Origin of the sequence: Sulfurospirillum diekertiae, assembly GCF_002162315.1 — a bacterium.
In the GTDB taxonomy this organism is placed as follows: domain Bacteria; phylum Campylobacterota; class Campylobacteria; order Campylobacterales; family Sulfurospirillaceae; genus Sulfurospirillum.
Genome location: NZ_CP021416.1, coordinates 1,199,874 through 1,212,945, shown reverse-complemented (window position 1 = coordinate 1,212,945; position 13,072 = coordinate 1,199,874). Strand labels below are relative to the sequence as shown.

General features: G+C 40.0%; 16 protein-coding genes, 2 tRNA genes and 1 pseudogene. 14 read left to right on the top strand and 5 right to left on the bottom strand.

All coding sequences use genetic code 11. From position 1 onward, the window contains the following. Positions 1 to 28 precede the first annotated feature (28 nt). On the bottom strand, positions 29 to 913 hold the full coding sequence (locus Sdiek1_RS06165; RefSeq protein WP_087438379.1) for a 3'-5' exonuclease: 885 nt from the start codon (positions 911 to 913) through the stop codon (positions 29 to 31). Positions 914 to 1,050: 137 nt separating this feature from the next. Between Sdiek1_RS06165 and Sdiek1_RS06160 the strand changes: the two genes are divergently transcribed. The 9 genes from Sdiek1_RS06160 to Sdiek1_RS06130 are packed head-to-tail and all read left to right on the top strand — an operon-like array spanning position 1,051 to position 7,180. Further along, complete coding sequence (locus Sdiek1_RS06160) at positions 1,051 to 2,133, top strand: ABC transporter permease (RefSeq protein WP_087438378.1); 1,083 nt, start codon at positions 1,051 to 1,053, stop codon at positions 2,131 to 2,133. Continuing rightward, positions 2,130 to 2,756: an ABC transporter ATP-binding protein gene (locus Sdiek1_RS06155; RefSeq protein WP_238099197.1), complete on the top strand. Its 627-nt coding sequence runs from the start codon at positions 2,130 to 2,132 to the stop codon at positions 2,754 to 2,756. The genes Sdiek1_RS06160 and Sdiek1_RS06155 overlap by 4 nt, the downstream gene beginning before the upstream one ends. 50 nt (positions 2,757 to 2,806) lie before the next feature. Next, complete coding sequence (locus Sdiek1_RS15155; RefSeq protein ID WP_238099196.1) at positions 2,807 to 3,817, top strand: hypothetical protein; 1,011 nt, start codon at positions 2,807 to 2,809, stop codon at positions 3,815 to 3,817. Beyond that, the gene (locus Sdiek1_RS15150) at positions 3,787 to 4,056 is read left to right on the top strand and encodes a hypothetical protein (protein ID WP_238099194.1); all 270 of its coding nucleotides are present in this window, start codon (positions 3,787 to 3,789) and stop codon (positions 4,054 to 4,056) included. Before Sdiek1_RS15155 ends, Sdiek1_RS15150 begins: the two co-directional genes overlap by 31 nt. Further along, positions 4,007 to 4,318, top strand: a complete 312-nt coding sequence (locus Sdiek1_RS15145; RefSeq protein WP_238099192.1) for a hypothetical protein — start codon at positions 4,007 to 4,009, stop codon at positions 4,316 to 4,318. The genes Sdiek1_RS15150 and Sdiek1_RS15145 overlap by 50 nt, the downstream gene beginning before the upstream one ends. Next, positions 4,311 to 5,312: a hypothetical protein gene (locus Sdiek1_RS06145; protein WP_087438377.1), complete on the top strand. Its 1,002-nt coding sequence runs from the start codon at positions 4,311 to 4,313 to the stop codon at positions 5,310 to 5,312. Before Sdiek1_RS15145 ends, Sdiek1_RS06145 begins: the two co-directional genes overlap by 8 nt. Then, the gene (locus Sdiek1_RS06140) at positions 5,302 to 5,841 is read left to right on the top strand and encodes a YceI family protein (protein ID WP_161492005.1); all 540 of its coding nucleotides are present in this window, start codon (positions 5,302 to 5,304) and stop codon (positions 5,839 to 5,841) included. Before Sdiek1_RS06145 ends, Sdiek1_RS06140 begins: the two co-directional genes overlap by 11 nt. Positions 5,842 to 5,898: 57 nt before the next feature. Continuing rightward, positions 5,899 to 6,513, top strand: coding sequence for a metallophosphoesterase (locus tag Sdiek1_RS06135; RefSeq protein ID WP_087438375.1), 615 nt, complete (start codon positions 5,899 to 5,901; stop codon positions 6,511 to 6,513). Beyond that, positions 6,500 to 7,180 carry a HAMP domain-containing protein gene (locus Sdiek1_RS06130; RefSeq protein ID WP_161492004.1) on the top strand — a complete coding sequence of 227 codons (681 nt, stop codon included), beginning with the start codon at positions 6,500 to 6,502 and terminating at the stop codon, positions 7,178 to 7,180. The genes Sdiek1_RS06135 and Sdiek1_RS06130 overlap by 14 nt, the downstream gene beginning before the upstream one ends. On the opposite strand, the gene Sdiek1_RS06125 is transcribed toward Sdiek1_RS06130, so the two are convergent. From Sdiek1_RS06125 to Sdiek1_RS06115, 3 genes and pseudogenes are all read right to left on the bottom strand, one after another. Continuing rightward, entirely contained in the window at positions 7,171 to 7,668 is a 498-nt protein-coding gene (locus Sdiek1_RS06125; RefSeq protein WP_087438373.1) for an META domain-containing protein, read from the bottom strand. The genes Sdiek1_RS06130 and Sdiek1_RS06125 overlap by 10 nt on opposite strands. 33 nt (positions 7,669 to 7,701) lie before the next feature. Then, on the bottom strand, positions 7,702 to 9,390 hold the full coding sequence (locus tag Sdiek1_RS06120) for a monovalent cation:proton antiporter-2 (CPA2) family protein (protein WP_087438372.1): 1,689 nt from the start codon (positions 9,388 to 9,390) through the stop codon (positions 7,702 to 7,704). 23 nt (positions 9,391 to 9,413) lie between these two features. After that, positions 9,414 to 10,437 (bottom strand): annotated as a pseudogene (locus Sdiek1_RS06115) (bifunctional 3,4-dihydroxy-2-butanone 4-phosphate synthase/GTP cyclohydrolase II). A gap of 168 nt (positions 10,438 to 10,605) precedes the next feature. On the opposite strand from Sdiek1_RS06115, the gene Sdiek1_RS06110 reads away from it, so the two are divergent. The 5 genes from Sdiek1_RS06110 (at position 10,606) to Sdiek1_RS06090 (ending at position 12,418) form a co-directional block, all read left to right on the top strand. Further along, a tRNA-Met gene (locus Sdiek1_RS06110) sits at positions 10,606 to 10,681 on the top strand. A gap of 17 nt (positions 10,682 to 10,698) precedes the next feature. Continuing rightward, a tRNA-Gln gene (locus tag Sdiek1_RS06105) sits at positions 10,699 to 10,773 on the top strand. Between the two features lie 266 nt (positions 10,774 to 11,039). Further along, complete coding sequence (locus Sdiek1_RS06100) at positions 11,040 to 11,327, top strand: hypothetical protein (protein WP_087438371.1); 288 nt, start codon at positions 11,040 to 11,042, stop codon at positions 11,325 to 11,327. 83 nt (positions 11,328 to 11,410) lie between these two features. After that, entirely contained in the window at positions 11,411 to 11,920 is a 510-nt protein-coding gene (locus tag Sdiek1_RS06095) for a thermonuclease family protein (protein ID WP_161492003.1), read from the top strand. Between the two features lie 159 nt (positions 11,921 to 12,079). Beyond that, on the top strand, positions 12,080 to 12,418 hold the full coding sequence (locus tag Sdiek1_RS06090; RefSeq protein WP_087438369.1) for a hypothetical protein: 339 nt from the start codon (positions 12,080 to 12,082) through the stop codon (positions 12,416 to 12,418). 92 nt (positions 12,419 to 12,510) lie between these two features. Here Sdiek1_RS06090 and Sdiek1_RS06085 read toward each other — a convergent pair whose 3' ends face one another. Further along, positions 12,511 to 12,966 (bottom strand): hypothetical protein, encoded by a 456-nt coding sequence (locus Sdiek1_RS06085; RefSeq protein WP_087438368.1) that lies wholly within the window; start codon positions 12,964 to 12,966, stop codon positions 12,511 to 12,513. Positions 12,967 to 13,072: the final 106 nt, after the last annotated feature.

Here is a 13,072-nt window from a genome sequence, read left to right as displayed (position 1 = left end):
TTGATTTAGTACAATTTTATCTTAAAATTTATGGATACGCTACCAAAACCTTCTCTATCGCCTCTTTCAACTCAGCATTGAGGTTATCCATCTTATTGACCATCCATAAAAGATAGTTTCTATCTATCTCTAAAACTTCCTCGGGCGTTTTGCCTGCGTATTTACCAAAGCTGATGGTTAGGGTGACGTTCTCTTTGGTGCTTTCAAGCGCGTGGAGTATGGAGGCTTTTACATCGGCGTCGAGTCCGTTGGCATTTAGCATATAGTGGAGGTCTTGGCGATCGGTATGTGCTACATCGACGAACTTTTTGCCTTTGTTTTTTCCGTAAGGAATGTGACTTAGTACGATAGGTTCAGAACAGAGAAGTATCATCTTTGGCATGGAGTGTTCTTCGCACAGGCGTTCAAACAGGTGTTTTAGAACGATGACATCACCCAGAGCATCGTGTGCTTTGATGGTAATGCCAAGCTTTTGAGACAAGCCCTCTTCTTCTTTATACAGTCCCCACTGGTAGCGTTTAAACTGCAAGCTAAAAGAACCCTCAAGCGGATAGTAGGCACGTAAAATGCGAAAGGTATCGATGAGATTCATCTGTGAGCTAAAGCCCTCTTTGGCAAGCATCCCAAGATCAAATGCGGCATTTTGAATGACGATAATATTGGCAGGGATGTTGAGCTCACAGAGTCTTTTAAACGCTTTGGTTTGCACACACGTTGGCTCACCTTCAAGCATTTCAGGGGTAATGTGGTGAATCGCCATTGCTTCGAACGAGATCGGAAGGGGTGGCGTGCAAAGGTCGTTATGAATTTCCTCTATCTCAAACTCTTCATTCATCACTAAATAACTAAGCTGGCAGATGCGGTCTTTTTCAAGCATGCCTGTCGTTTCGGTATCTAATACAATAATTTTCATAATACTCCCTCATTCAACATTGTGAACATTGTACTTCGACATAGCTTTTAAATGTTTTACATGTAAAGATAATTCATACTCAATTCATCTTATTCATCTAAAATTGTCATTAAATTATAACTTGTAAGGAAATTTCATTGGTATCACTTTTCTTTAAAGCACTAAATCGCAACCGCTTTAAAACCTTTTTAATTTACCTAAGCATCACCGTCTCTATCACGGCTATCTTTATGATAACCTCGATTTCACGTGGCATCATTGGTATGTACTCCGCGATACTTAAAACCGAAGGTGACATCATCGTCACGCAAGCCAAAATTGCCGATACCTTTTTCAGCGATGTCAACGCTTCGCTTGGCGCTAAGATCAAAAACATCGCAGGCGTGAATGACGTATATGCAATCATCTTAGGCGCTTCACCCATTAATGATCTTCCCATCGCAGCGATTTATGGTGTGAGTGAAAACCGTTTTAAAACCTATGCGCTGATAGAAGGTACTTACCCTAAAAAGGGCGAAGTCATTTTGGGTAAAAATATCAATGCGCGCCTTCACGCACCCAAAACTATCTCGATTTCAAACAAAACATTCAGCGTTTCAGGCATCTTTGAAAACGGTGTCGGCTTCGAAGATGGAGGCGCTGTCCTTAACCGTGAGGATGCCAGTGCCATCTTCAACAAGGAAGCATCTATCTTGCTCGTGAGCATCAAAAAAGATACAGATGTAGAAGAACTTATAGAGCATATCAACGCCCTAAGCTCTGACATTGAAGCCAAAACCACACACGAATTTGTGGACAATTACAATCAGTTTAAGATCATCGAAACCTCTTCCATTGTGATCAGTGCGGTGGCATTTTTGATGGGACTGCTTGGCATTGCGAGTCTTATTAGCATTACGATCAATGAGCGAAGAAGTGAGTTTGGCATTTTAAGAGCCATCGGTAAGTCATCCAATTTTATCATGACGATGGTTGTCGGTGAGACGTTTATCATCACCTGTGTTGGTTTTCTCTCAGCGCTTCTGTTCTCTAAAGGACTTTTGTTTATGATCGCACACATCGAGAAATTTCAAGGCTATGTCAATGGTGAGCTTAGCCTTGAGACGATTGTAACTGTCTTTGGCTTTTCCCTTTTTATGGCACTTTTAGGCGCACTGTTGCCTGCCTACAGCGCATCAAAGATCGATCCGATCATCCTTATTCAAAGGGGTGCGCTATGATACTTCAAGCGGGTGGCATTACCCATTACTATAAAAATGATCTCGCTCTGGATAACGTCAATTTTGAAGCCAAAAAAGGTGAGTTTATCGCTATCGTGGGTGAAAGCGGTAGTGGTAAATCCACCCTGCTCTCCATTCTCTCCTCTCTACTTCTCCCAAGCAAAGGCGAGCTTTTTTTTGAGGGGAAAGCTTACACGCTCATCAAAGATATTGATGCGTTTCGTCAAAAAGAGGTTGGGTTTATCTTCCAGTTTCACTACCTCATCGGGTATTTAACGATTTTAGAAAACATCAAACTAGCCGCGATCAATAAAAATAGCACCTACATCGACACGCTTTTTGAACAATGTGGCATCGAAGCCATTAAGCATAAATATCCCGATGAGATTTCAGGTGGGCAACGTCAGCGTGCTGCCATTGTGCGAGCACTCGTGAACACGCCCAAAATCATCTTTGCTGATGAGCCCACAGGTAACCTAGACTCACGCAATTCGCAGACGATTTATAAGCTTTTTAAAACACTTTCCAAAAGTGGCACGACGATCATCATCGCGACGCATGACCGCCATGTATCGGATTATGCAGACAAAATTATCGAGGTAAAAGATGGAAAAATTATCTAGTTTTATACAAAAATCATTTGCGATCAGTTCACTTTTTTTTAGTGCTTGGTTTGGCATTTGGATTTGAGTATTCACTCAATCTTTTGGGTTATTTTCTACCCTCTTCCATCATCACTGCTCCCAATGCGAGAAGTGTACATGTCTCGCTCATGCTGTATGGTTTTGTGCCATTGATGCTCTCTTTTTTGCCGTTTGTTTTAATGGAAAAAGAGAACATTCATAGTGATAAAGGACTGGAAAAACTGAAAATCTACTTTACGCTTTGGTGTATTTTCTTAGTCTTTATGACGCTAAGCCTTCTGATGGGCGTGCATCGAGGGCTCGTCTTTTATGACTTTGCGTATGAGCTTAACTTCATTCTCGCCTTTTCAGGTGTTTTTTACATCTTGGCACTCTATGACTACATCAAAGTCTACAAGGTCATTCCCTTATGGATCAAAGTCTCGTTATACCTTGTTATCGCTTCACCTATCGCCCTTTTGGTGTTGATGAACCCCATCATCGGACAGGTGGAAAAAACCATTGTTGGTCCTCATGGTGACAATACGCTTGGCATGAGTTTTACCCTGATTCCTATTTTTTACCTGCTCATCAAACTGCACGCCAAAAAGACGTTTGTGGCAAAATACCACGCGATGTGGATTATTCCTTTAGTTGGGTACATTGACTCAGTTGCGCACCGCATATTTATCGGCGAGCTTACCTATAACCAAGAGTGGTTTTTTCAGTACCTAACCCTTTGTTTTGTGCCACTGCTTCTCAAATGGCTTAAAGATGCAAACATCACCTTTAAAAACAACCCGTTTTTAATCATCTCTGTCTACTCCTTTTTGTTTGTGGACATTGAGGGGAACATCTTGTTTATCCCTACACTTCGTTGGCTCTTCCACCGCAATGATCTCATTGTTGCACATGCACATATCGCTATGGGAGTGGGTGTTTTTTTATGGCAATGGCCGTGGTTTCACCCTATCTTAAAAAGCTCAACCAACTTTCTTTCAGCCTCTTTTATACGCTGGGTTTTGCCCTTATGCTCATCGCACTTTCCATGGCAGGAATGATGGAAGCGGGCTTTTTGCAAGCAGATATTCACCTTTTGTGGACGATTCGAATGCTGTGTGGACTCTTTATCATTTTGGTGACTACTGGTTTTTTCTACCCAGAATTAGGAATGAATGTTGAAAAGATCGATACCTTAAGACTCTACCATCTGACGGGCTTTTTGAGTGACGCACTAGGAGGCATTTTTTTTGTTTATCTTTGCAGACACGCTCTATCCATTTTTAGGCTTCGGTTTTGAAGGAAAGTACGAGTACGTTGTCTTTGCCTTTATGACGACGACAGGGATTCTTCATCTTTTTGGCTTACTACAACCACCCTACGCGCTCATCCTCGCCAAACTAAGTGCATTTAACCGCATTGCTGTCTCTGCCATGTTTTTATCGCTGTACCTTTCCCATCAGTTGGGCATTGAAGCGATGCTGATCGCCGTTTACGATTTAGTATTTGCATCGGTTTACGTCATTTTTCAAGCAAAATTTGAAAGGAGTCTTTATGTTTAATGCCCTCTTTACACTCTTTGTTGCGAGTGAATTTTGCTACTACTTGCTCATTGCGCAAACGGGAATTATCGAAGTGTTTCACTCTAACATTCAAGCCTTCTTTACCCTCCCCTTAGGTGGAGGGCTTGGAAGTTTGCTGGTGTACCGTTCGTTTGGCTGGCTCAATACCGATCAAAAAAAGATCATCTTTTTTGTGGGGCTTCAAGCGCTTTGTTCACTCTTTTACCCTGCCCTCAACCTTGTGGTTTTGGGTGCTCTGGGTATCAGCCTTGGCATGAGCGCACCACTTTTGATTAAATTTACCAAAGGTCGCTACACCGAAATTGCCATAGCGCTGGGTATTACTTATGCCCTTGCTACGGCGCTCTTTACGTATGAGCCTATTTTGCGAGGCAATCTTGCCATTGCGCTCTCTTTGGTTGCGTTTACATGTAGCTTTTTTATCCACCGTATGCCAGAACATAGAGTGGAAATTGAACCTCAGAATTTGAGTGTTTATGCCGTTTTATCGATGGCAATTTGGGCATTTTTAGATGCCAATCTCTTTGAAACGCTTTCACGAAGTAGCGACATTTCTATCTGGAGAGCCCAAACGTGGCATATTATCTTAGTCTTTCATGTGGTGGGAATGGGAGCAGCCTATCTGCTTCGAGACACGCTTAAAGAGCATCACTCCTTTGTCATTGTCGCTTTGTTTGCCCTCAGTTACATGCTCTATGCTTCGCGCGAAGCGGTGCTTTTGAGTATGGTGTACCCTTTTGTGATCTCGTACTATAACTTTGTCATTCTCAAACGACTTTCAAAGTTAGGCAATCTCAGGCTTTTAGGAATGATTATGGTCTTGACAGGCTGGATCGCAGGCGGTGGTGGGCTCCTTAGCGCGCTTGGCGGCTACACCTATGTTGGCGTTATCTTTATCTGCATACTCTTGTGCGCAGAAATCTATAACTTTATCTATCAAACTTCTCAAAAAAGGATTAACAATGTTCAATAAAATCGCGTTTTCACTGATAAGTGCTTCACTGCTTTGCGGTAGCATGTATGCCAAAGAGCTTACTTTTAAAGAGGGCTCAATTGGAGCACAAACTGAGATATTAGGTGATAGCAATATCAACCCTAAAAGCACTCAAATCGTTACCAAACTCAGCATGGACGATGCCGTTGAATCCCTTAAAGGCGACATTACACTCGATCTTTTAAACCTTAAAAGTGAAAATGACAAACGTGATGAACACATGTATGAAGCTTTACATGTAAAAGCACAACCAACCACGACCTTCAAGCTCAAAGAGGTTAAGAAAGAGTCTGATGGCTACCATCTTTTAGGCACGCTCACCCTCAATAAACAGATCAAAGAGATTGACACAAAAGCAGAGATTGCCGATCAAAGTGATCTTTTGAAACTCAAAGGTGGCTTTAACATCAAGATGAGCGACTTTGGCATTGAGCCTCCAACCCTTCTTTTCTTAAGCGTACGTGATGAAGTTGCGATCTCCTATGACCTGACATTGGCGAAAAATTAAAAGATGCAATGATGTTTGAAAAAGCGTATGAAAAACTGAATTTTAAAAGCATGACGATTGGCATCGAAAATCTGCCGACTTCTTTTGAAAATTTTACACACGGGCGATCTATTCGATACCTTTCCTTCTAAGATACGAGCGCATCTGGATATTTTAAAGAAGATCAAGCATCCTGTCTATTTTGTCAGCGGCAATCACGATCTTCTTTTTACATGTAAAGCACTCTCCCATGAGATTGAAGCGCTAGGATTCACCCGTTTAGACAATCGTGTTCTCACCTTTTGTAGAGGTGATGATCGCCTTCAACTTGCAGGTCTTAGCGATTCCTTTAGTAAATACTTCGGCATTAAACGCCATGAAAAAGAGCTTTTAGCAAACCTCAATCCCAATGTGCCTTCCATCTTATTGGCACATCAGCCCAAAGACATTCGCTTTACGAAAAATGCCTCTATTGATTTACAACTTAGCGGTCATACGCATGGTGGGCAGATTTATCCTTTTGGGTATATCGTCAGGCTTTTTCAGCCTTACTTGCAAGGCTTACATCGTGATGGCAAAACACAGATATTTGTCACAACAGGGTATGGTAGTTGGGGTTTGAACTTTCGCTTTCGAGCTCCTAGTGAAATCGTGATTATACGGCTTACCAAGGATGAACATGTTGAGCATTAAACTCAAATTGATTTTGTGGTACCTTCTCATTCAAACCGTTGTTTTAGCTAGCTTTAACTATGCTCTTTTTATCAATGTCGAGCACAACCTTAGGGAAAATAACTCGGGTGTGGTTCAGATACATGAAGCCATTGAGCACTTTTTAAAAACGCAGTGGTTATTGACGCCCTTTATTGTAATATTGTCAAGTTTTGGGGGTTATTTTTTAATGAGCAGATATTTTAAACCCCTCAAAGAGATGCTGAAAAATATCCAGTCCATGAATGCAAAAGAGCTTTCTAAACGCATTGAAACGCGTTCAAGCGATGATGAGATCAATCAGCTTACCATCGCCTTTAATGCTATGCTAGAACGCTTAGAAAACTCTTTTAACAGTATCAAGAAGTTCAATACCCAAACGTCGCATGAATTGCGCACGCCTTTAACCATTATGCGGGGAGAAATTGAAATAGCGTTGCGCAAAGAGCGCACATGTCATGAGTATAAAACGATCTTGTCAACGCAGCTTGAGGAAATTGCAACACTGCAAAAACGGATGGAAGCGTTATTGTTTCTTGCAGAGTACGATTTTATGAAGGCAAGTCATGTTTTAAAAAGTATTCCATCGCACGAAAAAAATCTTTTAGATTTGCAAAGAGCCTCCTGTTTACACACTTCTCAGGGCTGATAAGATGCTTCAAATGTAGCAACGGTTTTACCTGCTTTTTGAAGTAATAACACACCTTCATCAATACTATAATGATCGACTTTTTCTAACGCTTTTAAAAATTCAGCTTCATCCGTTATGCGTGAACAGGACATCATGGTTGACGCAACACGTGAAAAATGCACCGTATGATCGTTCTCATTTAACTCATAGCTTCCTAGTAAAATATTACACCCGCCAAAGCCTTGCAAATGATTGCCTTCTAATTTCAAAATGATATAGGCCTCTCGTCCATTAGGATCTTCCATAACCGCTTTACCCTCAACACCAATTAACTTCCAATACACCTCTTTTACTCTTTGTACAGCCGTTGTTTCAGGAGCGTTATCAGCACTCTTCGTTTGATTGGTTTCGGCGCTGATTGAGGGTGAATTGGGTGTCGACGGGGTACATCCAAGGATGATGATACTACTCGTAAGTGTTGATAAAAGAATAGATAAACGACTCATTTTTTCTCCTTCTCCTTTTACATGTAAAGTGACTTATGCTTTGGTAATTTCACGAATAAGTTCATACTCATTTTTACGCAATGACTCCAACAAGGTGGCAATTTCATCCGATTGGACACCCAATTGACTGAGTGCTTCGGAGCCTGTTCGAATGCTGCTTTCTAATGTCTCTGCTATCACCCAACTGGCTCCTGCAAAAAGCATCTTATCCATGGCTTTGATGTCAAGCGCTCGTGCTAAAATCTTAATGTGCGGATAGTTATCTTTGATATGTTTAACCACTTTAATAGCGTTGAGACTATGGTCAATCGAGACAATGATCATTGAAGCTTGATCCAGTTTAATGGTATTGAGCAGTTTTAAGTCTGTAATATCGCCAAAGAAGACAGGTAACCCCTCTTTGCGACCAAGTGCCACTTCCGTAGCATTGATGTCAAATACCATAAACGGGATGCCACTACTTTTGAGCATCTTAGCAATCACTTTACCCGTACTACCATAACCTGCAACAACTACTTTTTGCTCCATACTTGCATTTTCAAAATATGAAAACTGAGAAACCTTTGCCAATCTGTTGGCAAGCGAACATCCAAAACTATAAAGGACTGGGGTAAAGAGCATACTAATCGAAATCACACCAATGCCAATAACAAAAAGTTGGTCATCAATAATCCCCAATGCCTTGGCTGCACCAAAGAGAACAAAACCAAACTCACCACTTTGATTGAGTAAAAAGGCTAGTTTAATCGCACCACTTTTTGTTGCTCCAAAAGCAAGCATCAGCACGAAGATAATCAACGCTTTGAGCACTAAAATAACCACAATATGTTCGCTAAAAACCCAAGGGTCACTCATGATCGCTTTAAAATCGATTGACATACCTACAGCAATGAAAAAAAGGCTCATCAAGATACCTTTAAAAGGCTCTAGGCTCGATTCGATTTGAAAACTGTAACGTGAGGTAGAGAGGAACATACCCATCAAAAAAGCACCCAGTGCCATCGAAAGTCCTGCATGATCCATTAAATACGCTGAAAGGACAACACTCAGCAACGTCAGCAGTAAAAAAGCATCTTTATTGCGCTGTTTTGCGACTTTATCCAACGCTTTTGGAATGATGTAGCGCCCAAAAACAATTAAAAGCCCAAACATGACTACAACGGTTGCTAAAGATTCGAACCATGAAGTATTATGCGTTGATTCTTGTGTTGAAAGCAAAGGAAGAATTGCCAAAAGAGGTACTACGGCTAAGTCTTGAAGCAATAGAATTGCAAAAGCATTTTTGCCATGCTCTGTATTGACTTTACCTTTTTCTTGCAAAATTTGCATGACAAATGCCGTCGAAGAAAGCGCCAAGGTAAAGCCTAAAAGCATTGCTACACTCAAACGATCCACGAAAAAGCTCATGTACAATCCAAGAACCACACCCGAAACGATGACTTGAAGCGAACCTAAACCAAAGACCTCTTTGCGCATCGACCATAACTTAGCAGGCTGCATCTCAAGACCAATGATAAAAAGCAACATGACCACGCCAAATTCTGTAAAATGGCGTAAATTTTCGACTTCACTGGTAACAATAGGTCCAGGAGTATGAGGTCCCACGATAATTCCCGCAATCAGCAAGCCTAAGATAGAACCAAGCCCCATATGTTTGGAGATGGTCACCATAATGGCCGTTACCGCTAAAAGTACCAGTGCTGAAAGTAGAAAAAAATCCATGAAACCCCTTTACATGTAAAGATTTAGAGAATGATCTCTTGATTGATATTGAGCCCAAAACCTGACAAGCCAACATAATCTTTACGTGACGTGATTGAAATAAGATCAATATTTTCAATGCCCAATTTTTTAAGAATTTGCGCTCCAATACCAAACTCTCGAAGCTCTGGGTTGGTGGTGTATTCACTATCGACAAAGATGAAAACACCATTGTTCTTTTTAAGATACTCAATCGCTTTTAAAATGCCTTGGTATTTTTTTTCATTAGCAAAAAGCTCATTGATCTGGCAAAATATGGTGAAATTTCACCGCACTCGTCTTTCCAATTTCACCAAAAGCATAAACGATGTGATGATTTCCTTCATGATCCACCATATCAATTTTACGAGTTTGTGCCCCAAAAAACTGCGCATTGGACGAAAATACTTCTCGCACCAATGACTCAGATTGCATACGATATGCCACAATATCCGAAATATAAACAATATTCATGTCATGGTTTTTACAAAAGATGTCTAGATCATCACGGCGTGCCATGTGTCCATCTTCTTTCATGACTTCACAGATAACAGCAACTTCATAAAGACCTGCTAAACGACACAGATCAACCGAACCCTCTGTATGCCCTGTACGAACAAGTGTTCCACCTTTACGGGCAATTAGCGGGAAAATATGACCTGGTTTGACAAGTTCAGAAGGTTGACTGAGCGCATCTGCAAGGATTTTGATCGTAATGTCACGCTCATACGCAGAAATACCTGTCGTACAGACACGCGCATCCACAGAAACCGTAAAAGCTGTTTCATGCTGAGAGTCATTGTTCTTCACCATTGGATTAAGATTCAAACGATTGGCGATCTCTTCTGTAACAGGAGCACAGATCAAACCTTTAGCTTCCGAAGCCATAAAGTTGACTTTATCAGGAGTCGAAAATGTTGCTGCAAAAACAAGGTCACCCTCATTTTCTCTATCTTCATCATCCACCATCATTACCATCTTACCATGCTTGATATCTTCTATCGCTTGTTTGACTCTTTGTATTGGCATTTTCACTCCAAAATTGATTTTAAATGATTATAGTAAATTACCCTTGACAAACAAATTAAAAATGACTATAATTTCACCTCAATTAACGACTTGGTTGAATATCGCCAAGCGCTAAGAGAAGCTGGTTTCATCCAGTTATCAGGGTTCGATTCCCTTTAGAGAAAATATCGCGGGATAGAGCAGTTGGTAGCTCGTCGGGCTCATAACCCGAAGGTCGCTGGTTCAAGTCCGGCTCCCGCAACCAGTCTTTTAAAATCTTCTTGGGGATTCGCCAAGCGGTAAGGCACCACGTTTTGGTCGTGGTATTCACAGGTTCGAATCCTGTATCCCCATCCACCGTTCTTTCTAAAAATAATTCCTCTTAACTCTTTCAACACTCATAAAATCTTATCTATAGTTTTTCATTACCTATTCTTCAATTCTTACTACATTGTTATCATGGCATTATATCTACCTATTTAAATAGTAAATCAAAAGATTGATGCCAAAGTGCTATAATTCATCCATGGTTTTAGAATGAAACCAAATCTACTATGAAATCAAAAATATGAATGATCGTTTATTGAGTCAATATCCAGAACTAAAGGAAAAAAGCGTTTCAGATGTTTCATAAAGAAAACAACACCCTTGATCTGCTAGGTCAATACTCACAAAAGAATGCTCAGTCTCCAAACAGTGAAGATGAACCCCAAAATAACATCTATAGAGAATTAGGACAATTTATTAGCAAAACTGATAAAAAAGAGAAAAATCACACCTTTGGCATCCCTAATTTTCTTTGGTATTTAGCCATGATTGGTATGCTTGTTTACATACTGAGAGGAATGGATTTTAGCCAAATAAACAGTGCATCTGACGTACTCTCAACGATTCAAAAAAACAGTGAGTAGTGAATTATCGGAAATGCAACAAGAGACACAAAAAGCTATCGAAAATGCAAATACACACAAAGAACAAAAATAAAGGTATGAATATGTTTAAAAAACTCATCATAGTATCCATGCTCGCAACATTTCCGCTTCTTGCAGCAGAGAGCACTGGCGTTGTTACGAAGATTTCGGATGGTTCTACTCTCCATATGGTGCTTGGGCAATCTGAGGAAACAATTAAAATCCTCTACATCGATGTACCGGAAAAATTTAGTAATGCAAAGCTAAATAGAGATGCTAAAAAACTAGGTGTCCCTGCAAAAGATATCCAAGAATTAGGGAAGTTGGCAAGCGACTATGCTTCTAAGTTTTTTAAAAAAGGTGACAAGGTTATTGTTGAGTCAGACAAAAAAGATCAAGCTGGGCGAATACTTGCAACCGTAAATAAAAATAGTGTTGATTACTCATTACAAATGATTGAAGATGGTTTTGCCTGTATTAATAAAAAAGCTGCTTATCCAGGTGAACTTGAAAAAGCATTGAAAAACGCGAAAGAAGAGAAAAAAGGTCTTTGGGCAATTAATTACGATATTATGAATAAATTGTGCCGATAATGGTAACCTGTAAAATCATTATGTCTTGACCTATTTTAGGCTATATTCTCACCTATTTTATGCGTGAGAATGTCCCTATTGCCTTAACCATAATCTTTAAGATAGAATACGAATGAGACAGTATAAAATTGTATAAATTTGAATGATTAGAGGAATTGCATGGGTGATGAAGCAACTGTGATGATGAAAGCATTTTTAGATAAAAATGAGATAGCTTATGATTCGGGTGTGGGAAAAGAGAAGTTTTCTGTGAATTATTATATCAATCATGACCTCGTAGAATCTATGATTGCGACAGTAACGTTTTATATGAATAATCCAGAATTTGTAGATACCATTACTATTGGCGAGCTAGATTCTCACCAATACCATACAGGGTTTTCACAACGCTATCAAGAATACAAGTTTGACGAGATGCAAAATAGCTTTACGATACATGGAGCATCGAGCCAAAAACACAACAACATGCCATTTAATGTAGTGATACGACCTCTTTAGCACACTTGTGTCATTAAGAGGCAAATCAACATTTGAGTCACTGACTCGTTAATCACGTTGGCTAAGAACGAGCAGGCTGTAAACTAAAAAAATTACCTCACTCTTTTATACACTGTTTTATAACCGCCAGATTCAGTAGAGATAGTATTCTGATCAATAATTTTATACGTATTTCCTACTTTGATCGTATCGTCAAACACAATGACTTTGTTCTCTTCAACATCATAACTTACAGGATTTTTTGTACCAAAAGAGGACATACTTTGTCGATCAAACTCAATTTCCATAATGCCTAAAGCTGTCTGTGTTCTCCATTTTCCAAGCAAAGGGTTTGGGCTGATGAGTGGCTCAATAATGTATTTAAGCGCAATCACCATCAAAAGAGCAATGATAGCACCCATAAAAAGTTTAAACACTAAAGAAGTTTTGACAACCTGCTTTTGAGCAGTGCGTTTACGAGGTCTTGAGGCACTTGTTTTACGCACTGTTTTTGGTTTTAAAGATTGTGATTGTCTCGATTTTTCTTTTTTTTTGGATTTTCTTATCATCAAACATTCAGCGCCTTATTATTGATTAACCTCCTATCATTATAGCATGTTAAAAATGGTCTTCTTTTATTTTACATGTAAGCTTTTTCAGTTCTCTCATCGTCCT